General features: G+C 62.0%; 28 protein-coding genes. 12 read left to right on the top strand and 16 right to left on the bottom strand.

The genetic code is table 11. The features are described 5' to 3' along the window. Nucleotides 1–10 precede the first annotated feature (10 nt). Together serS and cysG are read left to right on the top strand one after the other, a co-directional pair. A complete protein-coding gene (gene serS, locus AB7933_RS21090; protein ID WP_024076157.1) occupies nt 11–1291 on the top strand; it encodes a serine--tRNA ligase in 1281 nt (426 codons plus the stop codon). Beyond that, nucleotides 1292–2686 carry a siroheme synthase CysG gene (gene cysG, locus AB7933_RS21085; protein ID WP_024076156.1) on the top strand — a complete coding sequence of 465 codons (1395 nt, stop codon included), beginning with the start codon at nt 1292–1294 and terminating at the stop codon, nt 2684–2686. It begins immediately after the preceding gene. Between the two features lie 106 nt (nt 2687–2792). Here cysG and AB7933_RS21080 read toward each other — a convergent pair whose 3' ends face one another. The 6 genes from AB7933_RS21080 to tusD all read right to left on the bottom strand — a co-directional run bounded on the left by AB7933_RS21080 (nt 2793) and on the right by tusD (nt 6229). Continuing rightward, nucleotides 2793–3788 carry a glutathione S-transferase family protein gene (locus AB7933_RS21080; RefSeq protein WP_024076155.1) on the bottom strand — a complete coding sequence of 332 codons (996 nt, stop codon included), beginning with the start codon at nt 3786–3788 and terminating at the stop codon, nt 2793–2795. Nucleotides 3789–3876: 88 nt separating this feature from the next. Further along, the gene (locus AB7933_RS21075) at nt 3877–4878 is read right to left on the bottom strand and encodes a glycosyl transferase family protein (protein ID WP_024076154.1); all 1002 of its coding nucleotides are present in this window, start codon (nt 4876–4878) and stop codon (nt 3877–3879) included. Next, nucleotides 4875–5210, bottom strand: coding sequence for a TusE/DsrC/DsvC family sulfur relay protein (locus AB7933_RS21070; RefSeq protein WP_024076153.1), 336 nt, complete (start codon nt 5208–5210; stop codon nt 4875–4877). The genes AB7933_RS21075 and AB7933_RS21070 overlap by 4 nt, the downstream gene beginning before the upstream one ends. After that, nucleotides 5207–5485, bottom strand: coding sequence for a sulfurtransferase complex subunit TusB (tusB, locus tag AB7933_RS21065; RefSeq protein WP_024076152.1), 279 nt, complete (start codon nt 5483–5485; stop codon nt 5207–5209). The genes AB7933_RS21070 and tusB overlap by 4 nt, the downstream gene beginning before the upstream one ends. Next, a complete protein-coding gene (gene tusC, locus AB7933_RS21060; RefSeq protein ID WP_024076151.1) occupies nt 5485–5835 on the bottom strand; it encodes a sulfurtransferase complex subunit TusC in 351 nt (116 codons plus the stop codon). The genes tusB and tusC overlap by 1 nt, the downstream gene beginning before the upstream one ends. A gap of 1 nt (nt 5836) precedes the next feature. Then, the gene (gene tusD / locus AB7933_RS21055; protein WP_041160966.1) at nt 5837–6229 is read right to left on the bottom strand and encodes a sulfurtransferase complex subunit TusD; all 393 of its coding nucleotides are present in this window, start codon (nt 6227–6229) and stop codon (nt 5837–5839) included. Nucleotides 6230–6386: 157 nt separating this feature from the next. Between tusD and AB7933_RS21050 the strand changes: the two genes are divergently transcribed. Then, nucleotides 6387–7562: a CaiB/BaiF CoA transferase family protein gene (locus AB7933_RS21050; protein ID WP_024076149.1), complete on the top strand. Its 1176-nt coding sequence runs from the start codon at nt 6387–6389 to the stop codon at nt 7560–7562. A 115-nt stretch (nt 7563–7677) separates the two neighbouring features. Here the strand turns inward: AB7933_RS21050 and AB7933_RS21045 are convergent, their stop codons facing one another. Further along, nucleotides 7678–8172, bottom strand: coding sequence for a SprT family zinc-dependent metalloprotease (locus tag AB7933_RS21045; protein ID WP_041161247.1), 495 nt, complete (start codon nt 8170–8172; stop codon nt 7678–7680). A 127-nt stretch (nt 8173–8299) separates the two neighbouring features. After that, complete coding sequence (locus AB7933_RS21040) at nt 8300–8902, bottom strand: Yip1 family protein (RefSeq protein ID WP_024076147.1); 603 nt, start codon at nt 8900–8902, stop codon at nt 8300–8302. A 301-nt stretch (nt 8903–9203) separates the two neighbouring features. Here AB7933_RS21040 and ttcA point away from each other — a divergent pair, with 301 nt between their 5' ends. Then, nucleotides 9204–10028, top strand: a complete 825-nt coding sequence (gene ttcA / locus AB7933_RS21035; RefSeq protein ID WP_024076146.1) for a tRNA 2-thiocytidine(32) synthetase TtcA — start codon at nt 9204–9206, stop codon at nt 10026–10028. Nucleotides 10029–10095: 67 nt separating this feature from the next. Further along, nucleotides 10096–10767: a DNA-3-methyladenine glycosylase I gene (locus AB7933_RS21030; protein ID WP_024076145.1), complete on the top strand. Its 672-nt coding sequence runs from the start codon at nt 10096–10098 to the stop codon at nt 10765–10767. Between the two features lie 369 nt (nt 10768–11136). On the opposite strand, the gene AB7933_RS21025 is transcribed toward AB7933_RS21030, so the two are convergent. Genes AB7933_RS21025 through arsC form a run of 3 tightly spaced genes read right to left on the bottom strand, consistent with a single transcriptional unit; the run spans nt 11137 to nt 12489 of the window. Then, entirely contained in the window at nt 11137–11541 is a 405-nt protein-coding gene (locus AB7933_RS21025) for a DUF2069 domain-containing protein (RefSeq protein WP_024076144.1), read from the bottom strand. Continuing rightward, nucleotides 11525–12139, bottom strand: coding sequence for an NAD(P)H:quinone oxidoreductase (wrbA, locus tag AB7933_RS21020; protein WP_024076143.1), 615 nt, complete (start codon nt 12137–12139; stop codon nt 11525–11527). Before wrbA ends, AB7933_RS21025 begins: the two co-directional genes overlap by 17 nt. Next, nucleotides 12136–12489: an arsenate reductase (glutaredoxin) gene (arsC, locus tag AB7933_RS21015; protein WP_024076142.1), complete on the bottom strand. Its 354-nt coding sequence runs from the start codon at nt 12487–12489 to the stop codon at nt 12136–12138. The genes wrbA and arsC overlap by 4 nt, the downstream gene beginning before the upstream one ends. A gap of 115 nt (nt 12490–12604) precedes the next feature. Between arsC and AB7933_RS21010 the strand changes: the two genes are divergently transcribed. Beyond that, nucleotides 12605–13066, top strand: a complete 462-nt coding sequence (locus tag AB7933_RS21010; RefSeq protein WP_024076141.1) for a TlpA disulfide reductase family protein — start codon at nt 12605–12607, stop codon at nt 13064–13066. Nucleotides 13067–13306: 240 nt separating this feature from the next. Here the strand turns inward: AB7933_RS21010 and AB7933_RS21005 are convergent, their stop codons facing one another. The 4 genes from AB7933_RS21005 to AB7933_RS20990 all read right to left on the bottom strand — a co-directional run bounded on the left by AB7933_RS21005 (nt 13307) and on the right by AB7933_RS20990 (nt 17989). Continuing rightward, the gene (locus tag AB7933_RS21005; RefSeq protein WP_024076140.1) at nt 13307–13711 is read right to left on the bottom strand and encodes an META domain-containing protein; all 405 of its coding nucleotides are present in this window, start codon (nt 13709–13711) and stop codon (nt 13307–13309) included. Next, a complete protein-coding gene (locus AB7933_RS21000) occupies nt 13708–14148 on the bottom strand; it encodes a hypothetical protein (protein WP_024076139.1) in 441 nt (146 codons plus the stop codon). The genes AB7933_RS21005 and AB7933_RS21000 overlap by 4 nt, the downstream gene beginning before the upstream one ends. Before the next feature lie 71 nt (nt 14149–14219). Further along, entirely contained in the window at nt 14220–15209 is a 990-nt protein-coding gene (locus AB7933_RS20995) for a 2-hydroxyacid dehydrogenase (RefSeq protein ID WP_024076138.1), read from the bottom strand. A gap of 26 nt (nt 15210–15235) precedes the next feature. Beyond that, a complete protein-coding gene (locus AB7933_RS20990) occupies nt 15236–17989 on the bottom strand; it encodes a response regulator (RefSeq protein WP_024076137.1) in 2754 nt (917 codons plus the stop codon). 206 nt (nt 17990–18195) lie between these two features. Between AB7933_RS20990 and AB7933_RS20985 the strand changes: the two genes are divergently transcribed. Continuing rightward, nucleotides 18196–18924, top strand: a complete 729-nt coding sequence (locus AB7933_RS20985) for a response regulator transcription factor (protein ID WP_024076136.1) — start codon at nt 18196–18198, stop codon at nt 18922–18924. Continuing rightward, nucleotides 18911–20287, top strand: coding sequence for a sensor histidine kinase (locus tag AB7933_RS20980; RefSeq protein ID WP_024076135.1), 1377 nt, complete (start codon nt 18911–18913; stop codon nt 20285–20287). Before AB7933_RS20985 ends, AB7933_RS20980 begins: the two co-directional genes overlap by 14 nt. Here AB7933_RS20980 and AB7933_RS20975 read toward each other — a convergent pair. Next, on the bottom strand, nt 20284–20799 hold the full coding sequence (locus tag AB7933_RS20975) for a DUF2062 domain-containing protein (protein ID WP_024076134.1): 516 nt from the start codon (nt 20797–20799) through the stop codon (nt 20284–20286). The genes AB7933_RS20980 and AB7933_RS20975 overlap by 4 nt on opposite strands. A 135-nt stretch (nt 20800–20934) precedes the next feature. On the opposite strand from AB7933_RS20975, the gene AB7933_RS20970 reads away from it, so the two are divergent. The 4 genes from AB7933_RS20970 to lpxK all read left to right on the top strand — a co-directional run bounded on the left by AB7933_RS20970 (nt 20935) and on the right by lpxK (nt 25340). Further along, nucleotides 20935–23160 carry a DNA internalization-related competence protein ComEC/Rec2 gene (locus tag AB7933_RS20970; protein ID WP_236645988.1) on the top strand — a complete coding sequence of 742 codons (2226 nt, stop codon included), beginning with the start codon at nt 20935–20937 and terminating at the stop codon, nt 23158–23160. 109 nt (nt 23161–23269) lie between these two features. Next, nucleotides 23270–23905, top strand: a complete 636-nt coding sequence (locus AB7933_RS20965; RefSeq protein ID WP_024076132.1) for a MotA/TolQ/ExbB proton channel family protein — start codon at nt 23270–23272, stop codon at nt 23903–23905. Beyond that, a complete protein-coding gene (locus tag AB7933_RS20960) occupies nt 23902–24330 on the top strand; it encodes an ExbD/TolR family protein (protein ID WP_024076131.1) in 429 nt (142 codons plus the stop codon). Before AB7933_RS20965 ends, AB7933_RS20960 begins: the two co-directional genes overlap by 4 nt. Then, nucleotides 24330–25340 (top strand): tetraacyldisaccharide 4'-kinase, encoded by a 1011-nt coding sequence (gene lpxK / locus AB7933_RS20955; protein WP_024076130.1) that lies wholly within the window; start codon nt 24330–24332, stop codon nt 25338–25340. Before AB7933_RS20960 ends, lpxK begins: the two co-directional genes overlap by 1 nt. Nucleotides 25341–25351: the final 11 nt, after the last annotated feature.

The following is a 25351-nucleotide window of genomic DNA, read 5'->3' as shown; positions in this document are numbered from 1 at the left end:
AGAGAACGACATGCTCGATTCCAAACTGTTACGTAGCAACCTTCAGGACGTAGCGGACCGCCTGGCATCCCGTGGCTTTGCCTTGGATGTTGCGCGCATCGAAGCGCTGGAAGAACAGCGCAAGACCGTCCAGACCCGCACTGAAGCACTGCAGGCTGAGCGTAATGCGCGTTCCAAATCCATCGGTCAGGCCAAGCAGCGCGGCGAAGACATCGCGCCGTTGATGGCCGATGTCGAGCGCATGGGCACCGAGCTGTCCGACGGTAAAATCGAGCTGGAGAAGATTCAGGGCGAGCTGGATTCAATCCTGCTGGGTATTCCCAACCTGCCGCACGAGTCCGTGCCGGTGGGCGCCGATGAAGACGGCAACGTCGAAGTGCGCCGCTGGGGCACGCCGAAAACCTTTGATTTCGAGATCAAGGACCATGTCGCCCTGGGCGAACTGAGCGGTGGCCTGGATTTCGAAACCGCCGCCAAGCTGTCCGGCGCGCGCTTCGCCCTGCTGCGTGGACCGATCGCGCGCCTGCACCGTGCCCTGGCGCAGTTCATGATCAACTTGCACACCGGCGAGCACGGTTACGAAGAGGCGTACACGCCTTACCTGGTTCAGGCGCCGGCCCTGCAGGGGACTGGGCAACTGCCGAAGTTCGAAGAAGACCTGTTCAAGATCGGTCGCGATGGCGAAGCCGACTTGTACCTGATCCCGACCGCCGAAGTGTCGCTGACCAATATCGTGGCCGGCGAGATCCTCGACGCCAAGCAACTGCCGATCAAGTTTGTCGCACACACGCCGTGCTTTCGCAGTGAGGCCGGTGCATCGGGTCGCGATACCCGCGGCATGATTCGCCAGCACCAGTTCGACAAGGTCGAGATGGTGCAAGTGGTCGAGCCGTCGACCTCCATGGAAGCCCTCGAGGGGCTGACCGCCAACGCCGAACGCGTCCTGCAATTGCTGGAGCTGCCGTACCGCGTACTGGCGTTGTGCACCGGCGACATGGGCTTCAGCGCCGTGAAGACCTACGACCTCGAAGTATGGGTGCCCAGCCAGGACAAATACCGCGAGATTTCGTCGTGCTCCAACTGCGGTGATTTCCAGGCGCGTCGCATGCAGGCGCGTTTCCGCAACCCGGAAACTGGCAAGCCGGAACTGGTGCACACCCTCAACGGTTCGGGCCTGGCCGTTGGCCGCACCCTGGTGGCGGTGCTGGAAAACTACCAGCAGGCCGACGGCTCGATCCGTGTACCTGACGTGCTGAAGCCCTACATGGCGGGCATTGAGGTCATCGGCTAAATGGAATTTCTGCCGCTGTTTCATAACCTGCGCGGCAGTCGTGTGTTGGTCGTCGGTGGCGGGGAGATTGCCTTGCGCAAATCCCGGCTGCTGGCCGACGCCGGTGCGTTGCTGCGGGTGGTTGCTCCCCAGATTGAACCCCAGTTGCGTGAACTGGTGCTGGGCAGTGGCGGGGAGCTGATGTTGCGCGGTTATCAGGAGGCCGACCTTGAGGGGTGCACCCTGATCATCGCCGCGACGGATGACGAACCACTGAATGCGCAGGTGTCCAGTGATGCCAGGCGCCGTTGTGTGCCGGTCAACGTGGTGGATGCGCCGGCCTTGTGCAGCGTGATCTTCCCGGCGATTGTCGACCGTTCGCCCTTGGTGATCGCGGTGTCCAGCGGCGGCGACGCGCCGGTGCTGGCGCGCTTGATCCGCGCCAAGCTGGAAACCTGGATTCCGTCTACCTACGGCCAATTGGCCGGGTTGGCGGCGCGTTTCCGCGCCCAGGTCAAAGCCTTGTACCCGGACGTGCAGCAACGCCGCGCGTTCTGGGAGGAGGTGTTCCAAGGCCCGATTGCCGACCGGCAACTGGCCGGGCAGGGCGATGAGGCCGAGCGCCTGCTGATCGACAAGGTCAACGGTGCGCCGCCTTATGCGCCGGGTGAAGTCTATCTGGTCGGCGCTGGCCCGGGCGATCCGGACCTGCTGACCTTCCGCGCCTTACGCCTGATGCAACAAGCCGATGTGGTGCTGTATGACCGCCTGGTGGCGCCGGCGATTCTCGAGCTGTGTCGTCGCGATGCCGAGCGGGTATATGTCGGCAAGCGTCGCGCCGATCACGCCGTGCCCCAAGACCAGATCAACCAGCAATTGGTGGACCTGGCCAAGCAAGGCAAGCGCGTGTTGCGCCTCAAGGGGGGGGATCCGTTCATCTTTGGGCGGGGTGGCGAAGAAATCGAGGAACTGGCGGCCCATGGCATCCCGTTCCAGGTGGTGCCGGGAATTACCGCCGCCAGTGGTTGCGCGGCGTATGCCGGGATTCCGCTGACACACCGCGACTATGCGCAATCGGTACGCTTTATCACCGGGCACTTGAAGGACGGTACCTCGGACCTGCCTTGGCAGGACCTGGTGGGGCCTTCGCAGACGCTGGTGTTCTACATGGGCCTGATTGGCTTGCCGATCATCTGCGAGCAGTTGATCAAGCATGGTCGCGCGGCGGATACCCCGGCAGCGCTGATCCAGCAGGGCACTACCGCCAACCAGCGCGTGTTTACAGGCACCTTGGCTGACTTGCCGCGCATGGTAGCGGAGCATGAAGTGCATGCGCCGACGCTGGTGATTGTCGGTGAGGTAGTGGTGTTGCGTGAGAAGCTGAAGTGGTTTGAAGGCGCCCAGGCCCAGGTCTGAGCCTAAATGCATCGGGGGCAAGCCCCCTCCCACATTTTGGAATGCATTCCAATGTGGGAGGGGGCTTGCCCCCGATAAGGCCATTTGATCCAACCAGTCCTCTGGATCAGCTCCAGACACCCTTACCGCTCAGCCGTCCACGATCATGCTTGGCATCGAACGCCTGCAACGGCCCCTTCGGCACAATCCCGGTCGGATTGATCGTCCGGTGGCTGGCGTAGTAATGCCCCTTGATGTGCTCGAAATCCACCGTCTCGGCCACGCCCGGCCACTGATACAGCTCCCTCAACCAATTCGAAAGGTTCGAATAATCGGCAATCCGCCGTAGGTTGCATTTGAAGTGGCTGTAGTACACCGCATCAAAACGAATCAGCGTGGTAAACAGCCGCACATCCGCTTCGGTCAGGTATTCGCCTGCCAGGTAGCGATGGTCGCCCAGGTGCTGTTCCAGGTAGTCCAGTTCGGCAAACACATCATCAAACGCGCTTTCGTACGCTGGCTGCGAAGTGGCGAAGCCTGCGCGATACACACCGTTGTTGACGGCGGGGTAGATGCGCTCGTTCAGCGTGTCGATGCTTGGGCGCAGCGTCTCGGGGTAGAAGTCCAGGGTATTGCCGGTCAGTGCATTGAACGCACTGTTAAACATGCGAATGATCTCTGCCGATTCGTTGCTGACGATGCGATTCAACTGCTTATCCCACAGCACCGGCACGGTAACGCGCCCGGTGTAGTCGGCGGTGTCGGCGGTATAGCGTTGGTGCATGAAGTCGAAGCCATCCAGCGTATCGCCACTGGAGCCGAGGGCCTTGTCGAAGGTCCAGCCGTTTTCCAGCATCAGCCAGCTGACCACGGAGACGTCGATCAGGCTTTCCAGGCCCTTGAGCTTGCGCAGGATCAGGGTACGGTGCGCCCAGGGGCAGGCCAGGGAAACATACAGGTGATAGCGACCGGCCTCGGCCTTGAAGCCACCCTCACCACTTGGCCCGGGCTGGCCATCGGCGGTCACCCAGCTGCGGCGTTGCGCCTGTTCCCGTTGGAAGGCGCCATCGGCGCTACTTTCGTACCACTGGTCATGCCAGTGTCCTTTGATCAGCAAACCCATGATGGGCTCCTTGGCTAATAAACGTTGGAGCCCAGTCTAGAGGGATGAGTTCGAACTAAAAGCGCAAAGACCGGAAGTTAATGATCGATTAAATCGATTTGTCCCGCGCGTCCCAGTATTGCTGGGCCAATTCGAACGCCTGTTCCCGTGGGTGGCCGAGGCCGCGCAGCGCCAACGCCATGGTGGCGATCAGGGCCAGTTGCGGGTAGCTGTCCTCGACGTCGCCGCGCCACAGTGCCTTCAAGTGCTCCGGCTCAAGCGTGGCCGGCTTGACATGGCGCTGGGCGGAGAGGGCGGGCCATTCTTCGTCCCAACTGGCCCCGCCCGTGGTGCCGTACAGGTGGCTGAGCGTGTCGGGGTTGATCTCGATCTCGCCACCGTCGCCCTTGACCACAATCACATTGTCGCCAAGCAGGCCGCTGGCATCGCGATGAACACCCTGGTAGCCCGGGTGGAAAATGCTTTGCAGGCCGCACCGGGCATTCAGTGGGTTGAGCAGGCGCGCCAGGGAGTGGATCGGTGAACGCAGGCCCAGGGTATTGCGCAAGTCGATCATGCGTTGCAGTTGCGGTGCCCAATCGCCGAGCGGGATAAACGCCAGGTTGCCGTGTTCATAGGCCGCCTCCACCTGCTGCCAGTTGCGGCACAGCGGGATCTGCAAGCCTTCCAGCAATTGCTCGGTGTACAACCGGCCGGCGGTGTGTGCGCCGCCGCCGTGCATCAGGATGCGCACGCCATGTTGCGCCAGGCATTTGGCCGCCAGCAGGAACCAGGGCAGGTGGCGTTTCTTGCCGGCATAGGTTGGCCAGTCGACATCTACGTTCAGTGCCGGTGCGTGCAGGCGTTCGCGCACGGCTTCGGTGAAGCCAGCGAGCTCTTCAGGGCTTTCTTCCTTATGCCGCAACAGCATCAGGAAGGCGCCGAGCTGGGTGTCCTCGACCTTTTCATCGAGCAGCATGCCCATGGCTTCGCGCGCTTCTTCGCGGGTCAGGTTGCGCGCGCCGCGTTTGCCTTTGCCCAGGATGCGTACGAATTGCGCGAAGGGGTGCTCGGCAGGGGTTTCGAGGGTCAGCGGGGCAAAGTCGGTCATAAGCAATTCGTCGGCCTTGGCAGGCCCGCCAGCTTGGCGGCGAGTTTGGCGGGAGTGCCGTTGAACAGTTTGTTGAGGTGCAGGCTGTTGCCCTTTTCCGGGCCCAGCTTCAAGGCGGTGTACTTGATCAGGGGGCGCGTGGCGGGGGACAGCTGGAATTCGGCATAGAACTGGCGCAGTAACTCGAGGATTTCCCAGTGGTCCGCGGTCAACTCCAGAGGCTCGGCGGCGGCCAGGGCGTTGGCCACGTCGACGGACCATGCATTCAGGTCGACGAGGTAACCGTCCTTGTCCAGTTCAAGGGTACGAGCGCCTACGGTCAGGGTGTTCATAACCAGCTGTTGACCTTGTCGTAGTCAATCGACAACTGCACGAAACCCGGGTAGTCCACGCTATCGGCCCAGTCTGGCAGCGGTAGATTACGCGCCAGCATGTCCTCGGCCAGCACAAAGACCTTCACCCCCCTGGTCAGCAGGGCAGGGGCGTGCAGCCCGTAGGCGCCATCGCCGCAGAGCAGGATGGCGTCCTCGCTGCCGCAGATACGCAGGCAGCTCTCGAGGCGGCTATCGGTAAACGGGGAGTGGGATATCACATGTAAAGTCGACATCAGAGGGTGATCACCTGGTCGTAACGGTCAATCAGCTGGGTGATGGCTGCGCTGTCCAGCGGCTGGGCAAGGGTCGAGTGCACAAGCCCGCGGGCGGCGAGGCTGTGGCTGCAGGCGAACACGTCGTCGATGCCAAACAGTCCCAGCGCCTGCAGGTTGGCGCTGAGGTCTTTTTGCTGCACGGCCTTGGCGTCCTGGTGCGGGGCCAGTTGGAACACGCCGTCATCGAGCAATAGCAGGCCGATGGGCAGGTCGAACGCGCCGCCGGCCAGCACGATGTCCAGGGCCTCCCGCGCACTCGGCCCGGACCAAGGCGCCTGGCGGCTGATCACCAGCAAGGATTTGGCCATGTCACGGTCCTCCAAAACAGATCAGGCGGTCGGCCGCCTGGGCGGCGTCATGCAATTGGCCCAGGCCGGACAATGCCCATGGCGCTTCCAGGTTGACCGCGCTGCGTTGATAGCGCGTGGCTTCTTCGTGATTGAGCACGCCACGGCGCAACGCCGCGGCGATGCAGACGACGCCGTCGAGCTGGTGCGCGCTGACCAGCTCACGCCATTGGCGGGCAATATCCTGCTCGTCCTGGGGCGTGACGATGGCATTGGAAGCGCTGTACACGCCATCCTGGTAAAAAAACAGGCGCACAATCTCATGCCCACCGGCCAATGCGGCCTTGGCGAACAACAAGGCGCGGCGCGAGGAGGGCGCGTGGGCGGCGGAAAACAGTGCAATCGCGAACTTCATGGAACACTCTGCAAGCAAACGTGGGCCAATGATAAAGCCGCCGACGCGAAAAAGCCCGCCATGATCAAAACGGTCACTGTCGCTGATCGTTCTGACGATTGCCGGTCGGCGCAAGGCTGCCTAGTCTGTGGGCATTCGAAACCCAGCAGGAGTCTCCATGTCAGGTCCCTTGGCGTCCCTCAAAGTCCTGGATTTTTCCACCTTGCTACCCGGCCCGTTTGCCTCGTTGATGCTCGCCGACATGGGCGCCGACGTACTGCGCATCGAGTCGCCCACGCGCATGGACCTGTTACGGGTATTGCCGCCCCATGACCAGGGGACGTCGGCAAGCCATGCCTACCTCAACCGCAATAAGCGCAGCCTTGCCTTGGACCTCAAGCAGGCAGAGGCGCTGGAGATTGTGCGCGAGCTGGTCAAGGGCTACGACATTGTGCTTGAGCAATTTCGTCCCGGGGTGATGGAACGCCTGGGCTTGGGTTATGACGCATTGAAGGCGATCAATCCGCGGCTGATTTATGTGTCGATTACCGGCTACGGCCAGACCGGCCCCTATAAGGACCGCGCCGGGCACGATATCAATTACCTGGCACTGGCCGGCGTGGCCAGTTACACCGGGCGTCGGGACAGCGGGCCATTGCCGTTGGGCATACAGTTGGCGGATGTCGGCGGCGGGTCGTTGCATGCGGTGGTGGGCCTGCTCGCTGCTGTGATCGCTCGACAGCAAAGCGGCGTGGGCCAGTATCTGGACGTGAGCATGACCGATTGTTCGTTCAGCCTGAATGCCATGGCAGGCGCTGGCTACCTGGCCTGCGGGGTGGAGCCGGAATGGGAAAGCCATGTGCTTAATGGCGGTAGTTTCTACGATTACTACCGGTCGCGGGATGGGCGCTGGATGTCAGTGGGCAGCCTGGAGCCGGCTTTTATGCAGCGGTTGTGTGAAGCGTTGGGGCGCCCGGAGTTGGCTGCGCAGGGTTTGAAGCCAGAGCAGCAGCCGGCGCTTAAGCAGGCCTTGCAGGTGGAGTTCGAGAAGCGCAGTTTCGAGGAGTTGTGCGAGCTGTTTGCCGGGGTGGATGCCTGCGTTGAACCGGTGCTGACGCTCAGCGAAGCCGTGGCCCATCCGCAGTTAAAGGCGCGGGCGCTGGTCAGCCAGGTGCCCAGGGGGGATGGCTCGAGCCAGGCCCAGATTGCCTGCCCGTTGAGGTTTTCGGAAGGGTTGCCCGCGCCCCGGCACATTGGCGCCGCCGTGGGCGCGCACAGTGATGAAGTGTTGGCGGAGCTGGGTTTCAGTGCCCAGCGCATAGCCGATTTGCGGCGGAGCAAGGTTGTGGGGTGACTTCACCGGCGCTATCGGTGGGCAAGCCCCCTCCCACATTTGACCGCGCTGTCATGTCGATCAACTGTGGGCGTCGGTTTTGCCCGCGATGAGGCCCTGGCAGGCACCGCAACCTTCACTCGACGCGGGTTTCCCCGGTAAACACCAAGGTCTGTCGGCAGCGCCGGCACAGGTAACGCCGCCCCTGCCGCACCAGCCCATGGCGCTGCGGCGAAAATGGGAAGTCGCTGTCGGCACACGGGCAACGATAGATGTAACGGGTCACCTGGCGGCGCTTGATTGCATAGGTGTGGCAGCGGTCCGGCGGTAGTTCATAGACGCCGCGCATGATCAACTGCCATTCCTCGCCATGGGGCTGGATGCGTTCACCAAACAATTGGTGGGCGATCAGGTGCGCGACTTCATGCGCCACGGTTTGCTTCAGGAAGTGTTGGCTGTTTTCTCGGTACAACTGTGGGTTGAAGCGCAGCAGGTTCTCATGCAAATGCGCGACACCGGCTTTCTGGCCCCGCAGCTTGAGGCTGACCTGGGGGCGTTTGAAGCTTCGTTTGAAAAAGGATTCGGCTAGCAGGAAACAATCTTCGACGCGGGTATTGAGTTGCTCGGGCATGCTGTACATATCTCCAGAGGTGCCCAGTATGCCGCAAAGCTGGGTGTTTCCGAATCTGTCAGGCGCCGAATGGTCATGCATGACGCACAAAGCCACCTTGCGGTGGCCTTGCCTGCGGTGTGAATACTCAGTTGGTGTAGATCGGGCCCACGCCCAGGCCCCAGACAATCACGGTAAACGCCATGATCGCGACCAGCACCACCAGGCCCACGGCCAGTACCGAGCTGGAAAACAGGAAGCCTTCATCGGGGTCGATGTTCATAAAAGTCGGCAGCCCTACGTACAGCAGGTACACCGTGTAGCAAATGGCTGCCGTTCCGACCACCATGCCGAGCCACATATGCGGATAGAGCGCCGCGAGCCCGCCGATAAACAGCGGTGTCGCCGTGTAGGTGGCAAAGGCGACACAACGCGCCATGCTGGGGCTGGCGTCGTAGGTGCGCGCCATCCAGTGAATGAAGGCGCCCATGACCGCTACGCCGCCGAGCATGGCCAGGTACGACATGATGGTCATCCACAGCGCGCTTTCCTGGGTCAGCATGACCGGGGAGCGGTTGCCGATGACCCAGCCCACCTGGGTAGTACCGATAAAGGCAGACACGGCGGGGATCGCCGCGAGAATCAAGGTATGAGTGAGGTACATGTGGCCGATGCTTTCTTCTTTATCGCCACGAATTTCCCGCCATTCCTGGTCGGGATGGGTAAAAAGCCCCACGACGTGATGGATCATGCCAGTCACTCCTGTCGTTATTACCATCGCCCCCCATTGGAGCGCCCACGGGCCAGATGGCCTGAAAGGTCTGGATATGTGTGCGACCTCAAGTCGCAGTATAGGAAGTGATGACCGGAAAAACCGTAGGGCTTTAGAGCAAATTGCGCTGTAAACAGTGGGGTTAATCGCGGCGCGGTCTGTAGTCGGCCATGCAGCCAAGTGTGGGAGAGGGCTTGCTCCCTCCTACATTGGAACTTGGCCAACCTTATCGGTAAAATACCCGGCTTTTCGTCACATACCTCCAGCGGATCCAAGCGCCATGGGCACTCTTACGGTCAACCAGAACAAACTGCAAAAACGCCTGCGTCGCCTGGCCGGTGAAGCGGTCGCCGATTTCAACATGATCGAGGACGGCGACAAGGTCATGGTCTGCCTCTCCGGCGGCAAAGACAGCTACACCATGCTCGACGTGCTGCTGCACCTGCAAAAGGTCGCGCCGATCAAGTTCGAGATCGTCGCCGTCAATATGGACCAGAAGCAACCGGGCTTCCCCGAGCACGTACTGCCGGCGTACTTGAAAGAGCTGGGCATCGATTACCACATCGTCGAGAAAGACACTTACTCGGTAGTCAAGGAACTCATCCCCGAAGGCAAGACCACCTGCTCGCTGTGCTCGCGCCTGCGCCGTGGCACGCTTTATACCTTTGCCGACGAAATCGGCGCGACCAAGATGGCCCTGGGTCATCACCGCGATGACATCGTCGAAACCTTCTTCCTCAATATGTTCTTCAACGGCTCCCTCAAGGCCATGCCGCCCAAGCTGCGCGCCGATGATGGGCGCAACGTGGTGATCCGCCCGCTGGCCTATTGCAACGAGAAGGACATCCAGGCCTATTCGGATTTCAAGCAATTCCCGATCATCCCGTGCAACTTGTGCGGCTCCCAGGAAAACCTCCAGCGCCAGGTGGTCAAGGAGATGCTTCAGGAGTGGGAGCGCAAGACGCCGGGCCGCACCGAGAGTATCTTCCGCAGCCTGCAGAACGTGATCCCGTCACAGTTGGCCGATCGCAACCTGTTTGACTTCACCAGCCTGCGTATCGACGAGACCGCCGCTTCGCGCTTCGTCAACGTAGTGAACCTCTGACGCTTTTCAAGGCTCTGAACGACGGCGCTCACGGGCGCCGTTTTCATTTCAATTTCCAGGAGAGGGCATGCGCGATTACAAGTGGCTGCACGAATACTGTCTGAACCGCTTCGGTTCGGCGGCCGAGTTGGAGGCGCACCTGCCAGTGCCCAAGACCCCGGCGCAATTGCGCAGGATCAGTGATGATCGCTACCTGTCGACCCTGGCGCTTCGTGTATTCCGTGCCGGGCTCAAGCACAGAGTGGTGGACGCCAAATGGCCGGCGTTCGAGCAGGTATTCTTCGGTTTTGACCCGGAAAAAGTCGTGCTGATGGGCGCTGAGCACCTCGAGCGCCTGATGCAGGACACCCGTATCATCCGCCACCTGGGCAAGCTCAAGAGTGTGCCGCGCAATGCGCAGATGATCCTGGATATCGAGCAGGAGAAAGGCAGCTTCGGTGCGTTTATCGCCGATTGGCCGGTGACCGATATCGTCGGCTTGTGGAAGTACCTGAGCAAGCACGGCCATCAGTTGGGTGGGCTGTCGGCACCGCGCTTCCTGCGCATGGTGGGCAAGGACACGTTTGTGCCGAGTGATGACGTGGTCGCCGCATTGAATGCGCAGAAGATTGTCGACAAGGCGCCGACCAGCCTGCGCGACTTGGCGACGGTGCAGGGCGCGTTCAACCAGTGGCATGCCGAGAGTGGGCGGCCAATGTGCCAGTTGTCGATGATGTTGGCGTACACCGTCAACCATTGAGCCGGTTTTTTAATGTGGCGAGTCCGCTTGTTGTGGCGAGCGGGCTTGTGGTGGCGAGCGGGCTGCCCCGCGTTGGGCTGCGAAGCGGCCCTAAGACCGGCTAATTGGTTCTGCCTGAAAGAATGCGGCGCCTGGGTCAGGGCTGCTTCGCAGCCCAACGCGGGGCAAGCCCTAATGCCGTTCAGTTAAGCGTACATCGCCTTCTGTAGGAGCGAGCTTGCTCGCGAAAAACGTCAACGATAACGCGTGTTTCCTGAATCAACGCGGCGCCTGTGAGTTTTTCGCGAGCAAGCTCGCTCCTACAAAAAAGCCTTAACTGAACGGCATTAGGGCAAGCCCGCTCGCCACCACAAGCCCGCTTGCCCCGCGTTACTCGGCCAGCCGGCGATTCAGTTGGTGCCGCCAACGCACATACAGCAGCGCCGTACAAAACAGCGCCAGGCTCGCCAGCATTTCCAGAACGCCGAACCACTGGCGGTTCGGGTCATACGCCGCCAGCGCGCCCTTGATGAAATACAAATTCACCACGAAGCACATCCACGAATGCCCGCGAGCGCTGCCGATGAGCATTCCCGGCGCCAGTACCAGCAGCGGCACCAGTTCGATCAGCAGGATCACCCATGGGCGTGCGCCATGCAGGTCGGCCACGAACAGGTAGTAAATGCACAGCAACCCCACCAACCCGAAAAACGCCAACAGGCTCAGGGCGCGCGCGACCTTGACCCGCGGTTCGAGCCACGCCTGTGGGGGCAGGACCTTAGGCTTCCTGGCCACGGCCGTTCTCCAACAGTGCCGCGGTTTTTGCCAGGCGCAGGCCAAGGGCCTTGCACAGCGCAATTTCATGGGGGTCGAGCAGGCGCTTGCCGTCGGGCCCGGCGTGGTGGCTGGCGCCATAAGGCGTACCGCCGCCCTGGGTGTCGAGCAGTGCCTGTTCGCTGTAAGGCAGGCCGGTGATCAGCATGCCGTGGTGCAGCAGCGGTAGCAGCATCGACATCAGCGTGGTCTCCTGGCCACCGTGCAGGCTGGCGGTGGAGGTGAATACACCCGCCGGCTTGCCGACCAGGGCGCCGGTGAGCCACAGGTTGCTGGTGCTGTCGATAAAGTATTTCAACGGTGCGGCCATGTTGCCGAAGCGTGTCGGGCTGCCCAGCGCCAGGCCCGAGCAGTGCTTGAGGTCATCCAGGCTCGCATAGAGTGCGCCTTCATCGGGAATGCTCGGCGCCACGGCTTCGCATTCGGTGGAGATGGCTGGCACGGTGCGCAAGCGCGCTTCCAGTCCGCCCAACTCGATGCCTCGGGCAATATGCCGGGCCATTTCGCTGACCGAGCCATTGCGGCTGTAATACAACACCAGCACATACGGCGCCGTCACGGCAGGATCTCCAGCACGTTCTCTGGCGGGCGGCCGATGATGGCCTTGTCGGCGGTTTCCAGGATCGGGCGCTCCATCAACTTTGGATGCGCGGCAATGGCGGCGATCAACTGGGCTTCAGTCAGGCTGGCATCCGCCAGGTTCAGGGCCTTGTATTCATCTTCGCCGGTGCGCAGCAATTGACGTGCGCTGACGCCCAGCTTGGCCAGCAGGGCCTTCAATTGTGTGGCGTCCAGCGGGGTTTCGAGGTAGCGCACGACGGTGGGGGCAAGGCCGCGCGCTTCGAGCAGTTCGAGCGCACCGCGGGATTTCGAGCAGCGCGGGTTGTGATAAAGCGTCAGATCGGTCATGTGCGGGTCGCATCTTGCGTAAGGTGGCGGGTATTCTACCTGCGCTGCGGCCCGTCCTTAAACCGTAAGAGGCGATAGGTCGCAGTGAACGTTCATTTTTGCGAAGGATTACCCCATGACAAGGCGACTGATCGGTGCATTGGCGATCATCACAACCCTGCTGCTCAGCGGCTGCGGCAATGACTATGGCGTTGACCAGTACGGCCAGAAGGTTGCGGCCGAGCGCCTGGACAAGCAATGGTTGGTGGTCAATTACTGGGCGGAATGGTGTGGCCCTTGCCGTACTGAAATTCCGGAGCTCAACGCCTTGTCAGAACAATTGAAAGGGCAGAACGTTGGCGTGTTCGGGGTCAATTTCGACAATGTGCAGGGTGCGGAACTGAAGGAAGCCAGTGACAAGCTGGGCATCAAGTTCACGGTGCTGGCGCAGAACCCGGATGGGATCTTCGATATTCCGCGCAGCGAGGCGTTGCCGGTGACGTACATCATCGATGACAAGGGCAAGGTGCGTGAGCAGTTGATGGGCGAGCAGACGGCGGAAGGGGTGCTCGCCAAACTTAAGGCCCTGCGCGGTTAAAGCAACACTTCAAAATGTGGAAGGGGGCAAGCCCGAACGCCAGTCAGTTAAGCCTACATCGCCTTCTGTAGGAGCGAGCTTGCTCGCGAAAAACGTCAACGATAACGCGTGTTTCCTGAATGAACGCGGCGTTTGTGAGTTTTTCGCGAGCAAGCTCGCTCCTACAAAAAGCCTTAACTGACTAGCGTTCGGGCTTGCCCCCTCCCACATTTGGATCCCATCAATCCATAGATTGGGGGTTCAACCCTCTTCGAGCCACAGGCGAATGGGCTTGCCTTCGGCCGGCCAGAAGCGGGTCTGTTCGATCGGCGAGGTATCCCAGCGCTCGACGCCTTGCAGGGCCTGGAAGAAGCGGTGTTCCTGCTCCATCAATGCCTCGGCGCAGAGTTTGCGGGTGCTGCCGAGCTTGCCGAAGCTGAGCTTGTCGCCCTTGACGGTGTACGGCGCGAACCAATGGTTGCAGCCGCCGTTGCCATAGGCACGGCCGTCAGATCCCAGGGTGACGGTGAGGTGGGCGTAATCCATCAGCGGCCGCTCGCCAATCCATTCCACCACGTAGCTGTGATCCTGCTTGAGCTTGGCCGTGTCGCCGGCGCAGCCTGTCAATGCCGTACCGAGGACGGCGAGCAGAAGCGGGCCTTTCATTGCGCAGCCTGCTGGCATTTCGGGCAGCGGTGTTTGTCGCCTTCGTGGGTCCAGCCTAACTCGGCAATGCGCGCGTTGGCGGCCGGCTGCAGCGGCTCCTTGGTCAGCTTGGTTTCCACCGCGAATTCAAACTCCAGCACAGCGTCGCAGCTGTCGCAGTTGACCTTCCAGGTGTGAATCTCCAGCTCGCCGAATTTCGGCCCCTGGGCCATGGCAACCCATTGGCCCGCCGGGCGGATGGAGTAGCGCGCATCACCTTCGACGGTGAGGCGCATCGACAGGGTTTTACTGCCGCGCAGGGTGACGATCAGTACGTCGCCATGCTTGATCGAGCCCCCGTTGCCGGTGACCTGGTAACGGCCCGGCACCAAGGCGCGGCATTCGATCAGGGTGTGTTGCGGGCTCAGCAAGCTGAAGCGGAAATCGTGTTCGGCCATGGATCCTCCAAATAGGCGCGGCATCCTATCACGGGTGCCGCTCGATCATGAGCCGGGTATGTGACCGCTGATCATCCCTCGACCAGGTTTTGTGCCCGGCCGTCGGCCCATGCCGCGATATTGGCCAGGGTGGTGCCGGCGATCGCCGCCAGCGCTTCACGGGTGAGGAAGGCCTGGTGCGCGGTGATGATTACATTGGGGAAGGTCAGCAGGCGGGCGAGGACGTCGTCCTGCAAGGGCAGGTCCGAGCGGTCCTCGAAAAACAGTTGGGCTTCTTCCTCGTACACGTCCAGCCCCAGATAGCCGAGTTGGCCCTCCTTGAGCGCTTCGATCAGCGCCGGGGTGTCCACCAGGCCGCCTCGTCCGGTATTGATCAGCATCGCACCGGGTTGCATCTGCGCCAGGGAACGGGCGTTGATCAGGTGTTTGCTGTCGGCTGTCAGCGGGCAATGCAGGCTGATGATCTGCGCCTGGGCCAGCAGCTCGGGCAGGCTCACATAGCGAGCGCCAAGAGCCAGGACGTGGGGGTTAGGGAAGGGGTCGTAGGCCAGCAGTGTGCAGCCGAAACCGGCCATGATTTTGGCGAACGTCGCGCCGATCTGCCCGGTGCCGACTACGCCCACCGTCTTGCCCACCAGATCGAAGCCCGTCAGGCCGTGCAGGCTGAAATCGCCGTCGCGGGTGCGGTTGTAAGCGCGGTGCAGGCGGCGGTTGAGGGCAAGGATCAATGCCACGGCGTGTTCGGCCACGGCGTGAGGCGAGTAGGCGGGGACGCGCACGATGGTCAGCCCCAGGCGCTTGGCGGCGGCCAGGTCGACATGGTTATAGCCGGCCGAACGCAGGGCGATCAGGCGCGTGCCGCCGCGGGCCAAGTGTTCCAGCACCGGGGCGCTGAGATCGTCGTTGATGAAGGCGCAGACCACTTCGTGGTGTTCGGCCAGGGCGACGGTGTCGAGGTTGAGGCGGGCCGGCTGGAATTGCAGTTCCAGGCCCGCGGGCAAGGGCTCACCGAGAAAACTGTCGCGGTCGTAGGCCTGGCTGCTGAAAAGGATGATGCGCATTGAATAGCTCCCTGCATTAAGGTGGATCAGACACTGACCCGCGCTTCACTGGCCAGTCGTGCAATGGCCATGTCCAGTTCGTCCAGCGCGGCCACGGCCTTGGCATCGTCCTGCTTGAGCAGGGTTTCGGCACGTTGGCAGGCAGCACGCAGTTGCGGCACGCCGCAGTAGCGCGTGGCGCCATGCAGGCGGTGGACGCGCTCGATCAAGGCATGGTTGTCGTTGGCTTCACGGGCAACGGTGATGGCCAGGCGGTCGGCTTCCAGGGATGCCAGCAGCATCGCGAGCATGTCCGCCGCCAAGTCAGTCTTGCCGGCGGCCAGGCGCAAGCCTTCCTCGTGATCGAGCACCAGCAGTTGCACGCCGGGCCCCAGATTGTCGGACGAGCGCTCCGGCCCCTGGTTGCGCAGGGCCAGGCCGGTCCACTTCAACACCACCTGGGCCAGTTGCCGCTCGCTGATCGGCTTGGTCAGGTAGTCGTCCATGCCGCTTTGCAGCAGGGCGCGTTTTTCATTGGCCATGGCGTGGGCCGTGAGGGCCACCACCGGCAGGGGCGTGCCATTGCGCTCGCTTTCCCATTGGCGAATCGCCTCGGTGCTCTGGCGACCATCCATGCCCGGCATTTGGACGTCCATCAATACCAGGTCGAAGGTTTCCTGCTTGACCGCTTCGATGGCCGCGTAACCGCTTTCTACCGCCTGGACCTTGGCACCCATGTCTTCCAGCAGGGTTTGCACCAGCAACAGGTTGGCCGGATTGTCGTCCACGCATAACACACGAGGTGCGCGGCTGGACAACGGCTCGCCCGGCTCGCTACGCGATGGGCGCGGGCTGATCAGGTCGGCCAGCGCGCGGCGCAGCTTGCGCGTACAGGCCGGCTTGGCCTGCAACTGGCTGTTAGGGTTGGGCACCGACTGGTTGAATAGCATTTGCTCGGTGGTCGGGCACAGCACCAGGACTTTGCAGCCCAGGTGTTCGAGGTCCCACAGGTGCTGGTTGAGACGCTCGGGCGGAATGTCATTGGCGGTGACGCCGAGCACGGCGAGGTCGATCGCCTGTTCGGTCTGGTGGGCGCTGGTGATGCCGTTGGTCAAGCTTTCCAGGGTATTGAACGGGGTGACTTCCAGGCCGCAGTCTTCCAATTGATGTTGCAGGGCCTGGCGCGCCAGTTCGTGGTTTTCCAGGACCGCCACGCGATGGCCGAGCAACGGCGCACAGGGCAGGTCTTCGACGTCATCGCGGGTCTTGGGCAGGTTCAGGCTGATCCAGAACTCCGAGCCTTCGCCCGGTGTGCTGTCGACGCCGATTTCACCGCCCATCTGCTCGATCAGGCGCTTGGAGATCACCAGGCCCAGGCCGGTGCCGCCGGGCTGGCGCGACAGTGAGTTGTCCGCCTGGCTGAACGCCTGGAACAGTGCGCGCACATCCTGGTTGGACAAGCCAATACCGGTGTCCTGCACGCTGATGCGCAGTTGTACGCTGTCTTCCTGTTCGTCCTCGATCATCGCGCGGGCAACGATGGTGCCTTCACGGGTGAACTTGATCGCATTGCTGATCAGGTTGGTCAGGATCTGCTTGAGGCGCAGCGGGTCGCCGACCAGCGCCAGCGGGGTGTCGCGGTACACCAGGCTCACCAATTCCAACTGCTTGGCATGGGCGGCAGGGGCGAGGATGGTCAGGGTGTCTTGCAGCAGGTCGCGCAGGTTGAAGGGCACGCTGTCGAGGACCAGCTTGCCGGCCTCGATTTTCGAGAAGTCGAGGATTTCGTTGATGATGCCCAACAGGTTGTCGGCAGATTTTTCGATGGTGCCCAGGTAGTCCAACTGGCGTGGGGTCAGTTCGCTTTTTTGCAGCAGGTGGGTGAAACCGAGGATGCCGTTGAGCGGGGTACGGATTTCATGGCTCATATTGGCCAGGAACTCCGACTTGATACGGCTGGCCTCCAGGGCTTCCTTGCGTGCCAGGTCCAGCTCGATGTTCTGGATCTCGATGGTTTCCAGGTTTTGGCGCACGTCTTCGGTCGCCTGGTCGATGCTGTGCTGCAATTCTTCCTGGGCGTTCTGCAGGGTCTCGGCCATGCGGTTGATGCCTGAGGCGAGCTGGTCCAGCTCCTGGCTGCCCAGCGGCGGCAGGCGCGTTTCCAGGTTGCCGTCCTTGAGCTGGGCGACGGCTTGCTTGATCTGGCCAATCGGCGAGTTGATGGTACGACTGATACGCAGCGCCAGGGCGGCAGTGCAGATCAAGCCGATAGCGATCAACAGCAGGCTGGCGAACAGGCTGCGATAGCCACGCAGCAACATGCCGTTGTGGGACAGTTCCACCTCGACCCAGCCCAGCAGGCGGTCGGATTCATCGGGGATCAGGTCGCCCGCCAGGTTGCGATGACGGCCAAACACCGGCAGCAGATAGCGGGTGGCGTCGTTGCCGGTGCGCTGCAACAGGTGGGAACTGTTGCCGGTCGGCGGCTGGTTGAGCATGGTCGGGCCGGCGTGGGCCATGGACACGCGATCCGGCGCTAAGAAGGACACGGCGCGTACGTCGGGCTGTTCCAGGGATTGGGTGGCGATGCGTTCCAGCAGGTCGGTGTTCTTGTTGCTCAGGGCCGGCGCGACCAGCGGTGCCAACTGTTCGGCGATCATTTCGCCGCGTTGCAGTAATTGGGTTTGCAGCTCAGAAAGTTGCATCCAGGTGAAATAGCCCCCCAGCAACAAGGCCATCAGGCTGGTCGGTAACAAGGTCAGCAACAGTACGCGGCCTTTTATCCCCATTCTTCTAAGCACGCCACTCTCCTGCTTCCACACTGAAATCAATTGTCCCGCGCGGGCATCCGGCCCGCGCCACGTGCGCAGTGTAGCCATTTGCGCGGCCTGGAATCTTGCAAATTAATGATACATCGCAGTCTTCAGGCCATTTCGCGCCGCTCGGCGATTGCCTGAGGCGGGGTAATCTTGAATAATTAGTATTTGAGAATGACTTGCAGACGCTAATGAATCCCGCGGCAGTTAGCCTACCCAATATCCTGACCATCGAAGATGACCCTGTGCTCGGTGCCTACGTCCACGAGCATTTGGGGCACTGCGGGTTTCAGGTCACTTGGTGCCAGAACGGCCAGCAAGGCTTGCAACTGGCGCGTAGCCAAGTGTTCGACGTGGTGTTGATGGATATTTTGCTGCCGGGGCTGGATGGCTTGTCGATTCTCACGCACTTGCGCCAGCATCACGCGACGCCGGTCATCCTGATGTCTGCCTTGGGCGCCGAGGCTGACCGCATCAACGGCTTTCGCCTGGGCGCGGACGATTACCTGCCCAAGCCGTTCAGCATGATTGAACTGCGGGTGCGCATCGAAGCCATCCTGCGCCGCGTGGCCTTGGACCGTCGGCCGTTGCCGACGCAGCAAGCGATGCGCGACGACGCACGCACCCTGCGCTTTGATGATGAGTTGTGCGATGTCGTCTATCAGGCGCAGTGGGCCGGACTGACCCGCAGTGAATACCGTCTGCTGGAAACCCTGCACCGCAACGTGGAAGAGGTCCTGAGCAAGGCCTTCCTTTATCAACATGTGTTGCAGCGCGGCTATGCACCCCACGACCGCAGCCTCGATATGCACATCAGCCAGATGCGTCGCAAGCTCAAGGCCATCGGCTACAGCGAGCGCGAAGTGCGCACGGTGTGGGGCAAGGGTTATGTACTGAGCGGTCACGATGAAGCTGTTTGAGCGGCCATTGCAGCGGCTTCCGGGCAAGCATTCGATATTCTGGAAGCTGGCGTGCCTGCTGATTGCTTTCTGCTTGCTGATGATCTGGCTCAGTTGGTCGTGGGGCCGGTACATGGAGGAGCAGAACGCCTTCCTGGCGGACAAGTCCCGCGAGATTCTCAGGGGCTACGCGGCGGGTGCCGAGTTGGCCTTCAGCACCCAGGGGCGTGCCGGCGTGGATGCTTGGCTGCAATTGATGGCAACGCGTGAAAGCACTTGGGTCGGCGTGATCGGCAATGACCTGCAGTCGCTCAGCAGCGCGCCACTGAACGATAAGGAAAGCCAGCGCCTGACTTTTTTGCGCGGCCTGGATTGGCCGGTCAGCCGCCATGTCAAAGGCTTGCCCTGGATGAAGGTGCCGTTTCCCGTCGACCCCAGCGTCGGCTCGCTGGTCATCGAACTGCCCCAACGCTTTATGCCGGGGCAATACCAGCTGTTCTGGCGGGTGGTGACCAATGGCATGATCCCAGGCCTGTTTACCCTGTTGCTGTGCATCGGCCTTTATCGGCTGCTGATCATGCCTCTCAACCAGCTGCGCGAGCAGGCCAACGCCTGGCGTGCCGATCAATTGAATACCCGTCTGTCCCGCGATGCCACCAGTCGCCAGGATGAACTCGGCGAATTGGGGCGCGCCTTTGACCAGATGTCCGAGCGCCTGCAAGGCACGGTGGTGGTGCAACGGCAACTGCTGCGGGACATGTCCCATGAACTGCGCACGCCGTTAAGCCGTTTGCGGGTGGCCTGTGACAGTGAGCGAGACCTGACGCTACTGCGTGAGCGGCTGGGACGGGAGATCGATGCCATGCAACGCCTGGTGGATGACAGCCTGCAACTGGCCTGGCTGGATACCGAGCGGGCGCCGCTGCCGGTGGAAAACATCCAGGTGCAAGCGCTGTGGGACATGCTCAGCGAGAACGCCTGTTTTGAAAGCGACTGGCCAGCCACGCGCCTGCCGTGCGTGGTCGGGGCTGATTGCTGGGTGCGCGGCAACCTGAATGCCTTGGCCCAGGCGCTGGAAAATATCCTGCGCAACGCCATACGACATTCCCCTGTGGGCGGGATTGTGTGGCTTGATGGACGCCGTGATGACGAGCACTGGCACCTGTGGCTGGAAGATCAGGGCGGGGGAATTGATGAGGGCGATCTGGAACGGATCTTTGCGCCGTTCACCCGGCTGGAGGGTTCACGCCCCGGCGACGGCGGCTTCGGACTGGGCTTGAGCATCGCGCGCAATGCCGTGCAACGCCAGGGCGGTAGCCTCTGGGCGGAAAACGCCGGGCAGGGCTTGCGCGTGCACCTGCGGTTGCCGGCCCGCGCGGATTAACCGCGGCGCTGTTTGCGTTTCTTCCATTGGTGCGCGACCCACCAGCGCCAGTAAATCATGGTCAGGCAATAGGCCAGCGCACCCAATACCAGGCCCAACACCACCGAACCCAGCAGGAACGGCTGCCACAGCGTGCTCAGCTGACCGCTGATCCATTCCCAGGTCAGGTCATCGGGCAGGCTGCGCGGCGGCACATTCATCAGCCAGGCGCCGGTCATGTAGGTACAAAAGAACACCACCGGCATGGTGATCGGGTTGGTCAGCCACACCAGGCTGATGGCAATGGGCATATTGCCGCGCACCGCGATTGCCAGCACCGCAGCCAGCAGCATCTGCAAGGGGATCGGGATAAACGCCGCGAACAAACCCACGGCCATGGCACGCGCCACCGAGTGTCGGTTCAGGTGCCAGAGGTTCGGGTCATGCAGCAAGGTGCCAAGAAACTGTAATGACTTGTGTTCCCTGATACTGGTGGGGTCGGGCATGTACCGTTTGAATAAGCGCCGGGGCATAAGGGGTCCAGGTCAGTTCGAGGGGCAAGTATGCCCGCATTCTATAAACAGAAAATTCAGACTTTGTGACAAAACATCATAGGCGTTGCTCGGTGTCCGGCTAAGACTGAGTGGATCACTTGGAAGGGATGATTCATGAAGACAGGGATGTTCGCGCTCGCGCTGGGGCTGCTCGCCTTGCGTTTTTTACCCGCGTTGCCGCCTGCCGCGGGGGTGTTGGCCATGTGCGTGCTGGCGTTGATGCTGCTGCCGTTTCGCAGCCACCCGCTGGCGTTCTTTCTGCTGGGCTTGAGTTGGGCGTGCATCAGCGCGCAGTGGGCGCTGGATGACCGCCTGCAACCGGCCCTCGATGGCCAGACGCGCTGGGTGGAGGGCCGGGTGACCGGGTTGCCGCAGCAGACCAGCACGGGCGTGCGTTTCGAACTGACCGACGGCCGGTCCCCCAAGGCGCGTTTACCCAAGCGTATTCGCGTGGCCTGGCATGGCGGGCCACCGGTGCGCAGTGGGGAGCGCTGGCGCTTGGCCGTGACGCTCAAGCGGCCATCCGGCGTGCTCAACTTCCATGGCTTTGATCATGAGGCCTGGCTGTTGGCCCAGCGCATCGGTGCCACCGGCTCGGTGAAAGACGGTGAGCGTTTGGCGCCGGCGCGCAACGCTTGGCGCGACGCGGTCCGCCAACGACTGATGGCTGTGGATGCCCAAGGCCGCGAGGCCGGGCTGGCCGCCTTGGTGCTGGGCGATGGCTCGGGGCTGGCCGCCGAGGATTGGCGTGTGTTGCAGGACACCGGTACGGTGCACCTGCTGGTGATATCCGGCCAGCATATTGGCTTGCTGGCGGGGTTGATCTATGGGCTGGTCACACTGCTGGCGCGCTACGGTTGCTGGCCCCCCGCCTGGCCGTGGCTGCCTTGGGCGTGTGGCCTGGCATTTGCTGCCGCGCTGGGCTACGGCCTGCTTGCGGGGTTCGGAGTGCCGGTGCAAAGGGCCTGCGTGATGGTGGGGCTGGTATTGCTGTGGCGTTTGCGTTTTCGCCATTTGGGCGCCTGGTGGCCATTGTTACTGGCATTTAATGGCGTGCTGATCCTTGAGCCTTTGGCCAGCCTGCAGCCGGGGTTCTGGTTGTCGTTCGCGGCTGTCGCGGTATTGGTGCTGGCATTCGGTGGGCGTTTGGGGCCGTGGAGCGCCTGGCAAGCCTGGACCCGTCCCCAGTGGTTGATCGCGATCGGCCTGTTTCCGCTGTTGCTGGTGCTGGGGTTGCCCATCAGTCTCAGCGCGCCGTTGGCTAACCTGTTTGCCGTGCCATGGATCAGCCTGGTGGTGTTGCCCTTGGCATTGTTGGGCACTGTGCTGGTGGCGGTGCCCTTTGTGGGGGAGGGGCTGTTATGGCTGGCGGGTGGGGCGCTGGATGGGTTGTTCCGCGCCTTGGCGTTGCTGGCCGGGCACCTGCCGGCATGGATACCGGCCGAGGTGCCGATGGGCTATTGGCTGGTGAGCGTCGCGGGTGCAGTGTTACTGCTGTTGCCCAGGGGCGTACCGTTACGACCGATGGGGTGGCCGATGCTGTTGTTGGCGGTGTTTCCGCCGCGGGAGCCGGTGCCCCATGGGCAGGTTGAGGTGGTGCAACTGGATGTCGGTCAGGGGCAGGCGCTGGTGCTGCGCACCCGTCATCACACCTTGCTCTACGATGCGGGTCCGCGCTCGGGGGAAGTCGATCTTGGCGCGCGTGTGGTATTGCCGTCATTGAGAAAACTCGGGGTGGAGGTATTGGACATGATGCTGCTCAGCCACGCCGACGCCGACCATGCCGGCGGTGCGGCGGCTATTGCCCGTGGGCTGCCGATCAGACGGGTAGTCGGAGGCGAAACACGAGGCTTGCCGGCGTTTCTCGGCACTGAACCCTGTGTCAGCGGTGAACAGTGGGAGTGGGATGGGGTGTCATTTGAACTGTGGCAGTGGCCAGATGCTATTAGTGGTAACCCGAAATCCTGTGTATTACAGGTCCAGGCCAAGGGTGAGCGCATGTTGCTCACGGGGGATATTGATCGCGCCGCCGAGCGGGCTTTTCTTGCCTCGCCCTTGGCTGTGCGGACCGATTGGTTGCAGGCGCCCCATCATGGCAGCCGCAGTTCTTCGTCCTGGCCCTTTGTGCAGCGGCTGGCGCCCACGGCGGTGCTGATTTCCAGGGGGCGAGGCAACGCGTTCGGCCACCCCCACCCCCAGGTGATGGAACGCTACCGGGCACTGGGTACCCAGGTTTATGACAGTGCTGAACAAGGGGCTGTGCGTGTGCAATTGGGGGCGTTCCTGCCACCGACTGTTGCGCGCAGTCAACGCCGTTTCTGGCGCGAAGCGTTACCGTAATCCTGCGTTACCAAAGACCGGAGCCCGTGAGAGGCGGGTCCATGGCCGACGAACCCTGCTGCCGAACCTATATGGTAAAGTGGCGCACTTTTTCGAGGGGACATTCACTGTGTGGGAATTGGTCAAATCCGGCGGCTGGATGATGTTGCCGATCATCATGAGTTCCATCGCCGCACTCGGCATCGTTGCCGAACGCCTGTGGACCCTGCGCGCCAGTCGCGTCACCCCGGAGCATCTGCTGGGGCAGGTCTGGGGCTGGATCAAGAACAAGCAACTGGACAAGCAAAAGCTCAAGGAGCTGCGCGCCCATTCACCGCTGGGTGAAATTCTCGCCGCCGGCCTGGCCAACTCCAAGCATGGTCGCGAGATCATGAAGGAGTGCATTGAAGAAGCGGCTGCCCGCGTCATCCATGAGCTGGAGCGCTACATCAACGCCCTGGGCACCATCGCGGCCATGGCGCCGTTGCTCGGCCTGCTCGGCACGGTGTTGGGCATGATCGATATTTTCAGCGCCTTCACGGGCTCCGGCATGACCACCAACGCTGCCGTGCTGGCCGGCGGTATTTCCAAGGCATTGATCACCACGGCCGCGGGCCTGATGGTCGGTATTCCCTCGGTGTTCTTCCATCGCTTCCTGCAGCGCCGCATCGATGAACTGGTGGTGGGCATGGAGCAGGAAGCCATCAAGCTGGTGGAAGTGGTGCAGGGCGACCGTGATGTGGACCTGGTCGAGGGCAAAGCGTGAAATTTCGCCGCAAGCAACGGGAAAATGTCGATATCAACCTCGCGTCGCTGATTGATGTGGTGTTTATCCTGCTGCTGTTTTTTGTCGTCACCACCACCTTCACCCGACAGACCGAGCTGCGCGTCGACTTGCCGGAAGCAGTGAGCGGGTCGCCGGCCGAGGACCAGGAGGTCAAGCAACTGGACATCGCCATCAGCGCCGACGGGGTGTTTTCGGTTAACAATCAGTTGCTGGAAAAAAACGACCTCAATAGCCTGATGGAGGCCTTGCAGAAGGAATCCGGTGGCGACACCAAGATGCCCCTGTCCATCAGTGCCGATGGCAAGACCCAGCATCAAGCCGTGATCACCGCGATGGATGCCGCCGGCAAGCTGGGTTTCAGCCATCTGCGCATGTCCACGGTCGAGGCGGCGAGCCAACCCTGATGGCCATGTCCGATCGTTTGCTCAAGGCTTGGTACGAAGGTCATCCGGCGCTCACGCTGTTGAGGCCGCTGGAGTGTCTGTATCGCCGGGTGGTGCAGCGCAAGCGTGCGCGTTTCGTGGCGGGCGAGGGCGACATCTATCAATCGCCGGTGCCTGTGGTTGTGGTCGGTAATATCACCGTAGGAGGCACTGGCAAGACGCCGTTGATCCTATGGTTGATCGAGCATTGCCGGCGCAGTGGCTTGCGTGTGGGGGTGGTCAGTCGTGGGTATGGCGCCAGGCCGCCGCAGTTGCCATGGCGCGTCGAGGCCAACCAAAGCGCCGCAGTGGCCGGCGACGAGCCCTTGCTGATCGTGCAGCGCAGCGGTGTAGCACTGATGATCGATCCCGATCGCAGTCGCGCAGTGAAGGCCTTGCTGGCCAGTGACAACCTCGACCTGATCCTCTCTGACGACGGCCTGCAGCATTACCGCCTGGCCCGCGATCTTGAACTGGTGCTGATTGACGCCGCGCGCGGCTTGGGCAATCGCCGTTGCCTGCCGGCCGGGCCATTGCGCGAGCCGATGGAGCGCCTGCAGAGCGTTGATGCGCTGCTCTACAATGGTGCCACTACGGACCGCGACGACGGTTTTGCCTTTCGTCTGCTGCCCACCACGTTGGTCAATCTGCACAGCGGCGAGCACCAGTCGGTCGATCATTTTCCGATGGGCCAGCAGGTGCATGCGGTCGCTGGCATCGGCAACCCGCAACGTTTCTTCAACACCCTCGAGACGCTACACTGGCGTCCAATACCCCATGCTTTCGCCGACCACGCGCCCTACAGCGCCGAAGTCCTGAATTTCACGCCGTCATTACCACTGGTCATGACCGAGAAAGACGCGGTGAAGTGCCGCGCCTTTGCCCGGCCAGACTGGTGGTACCTTGCGGTGGATGCGGTACCGTCGCCGGCGTTTGTCGCTTGGTTCGACACGCAGTTGATGCGCCTGTTACCCGACCGTCTCTTGCCTTAAAACGCTTCTTT

The organism is Pseudomonas gorinensis (genome assembly GCF_042015035.1).
Classification (GTDB): Bacteria; Pseudomonadota; Gammaproteobacteria; order Pseudomonadales; family Pseudomonadaceae; genus Aquipseudomonas; species Aquipseudomonas gorinensis.
This window is presented reverse-complemented; position numbering and strand designations above follow the sequence as displayed.

Bases quoted from the DNA above. Each gene is read 5' to 3' on its own strand.
- AB7933_RS20980 (WP_024076135.1), top strand. From the start codon at position 18,911: ATGAAGCTGTTTGAGCGGCCATTGCAGCGGCTTCCGGGCAAGCATTCG.
- AB7933_RS20995 (WP_024076138.1), bottom strand. From the start codon at position 15,209: ATGCGCATCATCCTTTTCAGCAGCCAGGCCTACGACCGCGACAGTTTT.
- AB7933_RS21070 (WP_024076153.1), bottom strand. From the start codon at position 5,210: ATGAACACCCTGACCGTAGGCGCTCGTACCCTTGAACTGGACAAGGAC.
- AB7933_RS21075 (WP_024076154.1), bottom strand. From the start codon at position 4,878: ATGACCGACTTTGCCCCGCTGACCCTCGAAACCCCTGCCGAGCACCCC.
- AB7933_RS21000 (WP_024076139.1), bottom strand. From the start codon at position 14,148: ATGGCCGAACACGATTTCCGCTTCAGCTTGCTGAGCCCGCAACACACC.
- AB7933_RS20975 (WP_024076134.1), bottom strand. From the start codon at position 20,799: ATGCCCCGGCGCTTATTCAAACGGTACATGCCCGACCCCACCAGTATC.
- AB7933_RS21010 (WP_024076141.1), top strand. From the start codon at position 12,605: ATGACAAGGCGACTGATCGGTGCATTGGCGATCATCACAACCCTGCTG.
- AB7933_RS20985 (WP_024076136.1), top strand. From the start codon at position 18,196: ATGAATCCCGCGGCAGTTAGCCTACCCAATATCCTGACCATCGAAGAT.
- cysG (WP_024076156.1), top strand. From the start codon at position 1,292: ATGGAATTTCTGCCGCTGTTTCATAACCTGCGCGGCAGTCGTGTGTTG.
- lpxK (WP_024076130.1), top strand. From the start codon at position 24,330: ATGGCCATGTCCGATCGTTTGCTCAAGGCTTGGTACGAAGGTCATCCG.
- tusB (WP_024076152.1), bottom strand. From the start codon at position 5,485: ATGTCGACTTTACATGTGATATCCCACTCCCCGTTTACCGATAGCCGC.
- ttcA (WP_024076146.1), top strand. From the start codon at position 9,204: ATGGGCACTCTTACGGTCAACCAGAACAAACTGCAAAAACGCCTGCGT.
- AB7933_RS21045 (WP_041161247.1), bottom strand. From the start codon at position 8,172: ATGCCCGAGCAACTCAATACCCGCGTCGAAGATTGTTTCCTGCTAGCC.
- AB7933_RS20970 (WP_236645988.1), top strand. From the start codon at position 20,935: ATGAAGACAGGGATGTTCGCGCTCGCGCTGGGGCTGCTCGCCTTGCGT.
- AB7933_RS21005 (WP_024076140.1), bottom strand. From the start codon at position 13,711: ATGAAAGGCCCGCTTCTGCTCGCCGTCCTCGGTACGGCATTGACAGGC.
- serS (WP_024076157.1), top strand. From the start codon at position 11: ATGCTCGATTCCAAACTGTTACGTAGCAACCTTCAGGACGTAGCGGAC.
- AB7933_RS21030 (WP_024076145.1), top strand. From the start codon at position 10,096: ATGCGCGATTACAAGTGGCTGCACGAATACTGTCTGAACCGCTTCGGT.
- tusC (WP_024076151.1), bottom strand. From the start codon at position 5,835: ATGGCCAAATCCTTGCTGGTGATCAGCCGCCAGGCGCCTTGGTCCGGG.
- AB7933_RS21080 (WP_024076155.1), bottom strand. From the start codon at position 3,788: ATGGGTTTGCTGATCAAAGGACACTGGCATGACCAGTGGTACGAAAGT.
- AB7933_RS21040 (WP_024076147.1), bottom strand. From the start codon at position 8,902: ATGATCCATCACGTCGTGGGGCTTTTTACCCATCCCGACCAGGAATGG.
- arsC (WP_024076142.1), bottom strand. From the start codon at position 12,489: ATGACCGATCTGACGCTTTATCACAACCCGCGCTGCTCGAAATCCCGC.
- AB7933_RS21050 (WP_024076149.1), top strand. From the start codon at position 6,387: ATGTCAGGTCCCTTGGCGTCCCTCAAAGTCCTGGATTTTTCCACCTTG.
- tusD (WP_041160966.1), bottom strand. From the start codon at position 6,229: ATGAAGTTCGCGATTGCACTGTTTTCCGCCGCCCACGCGCCCTCCTCG.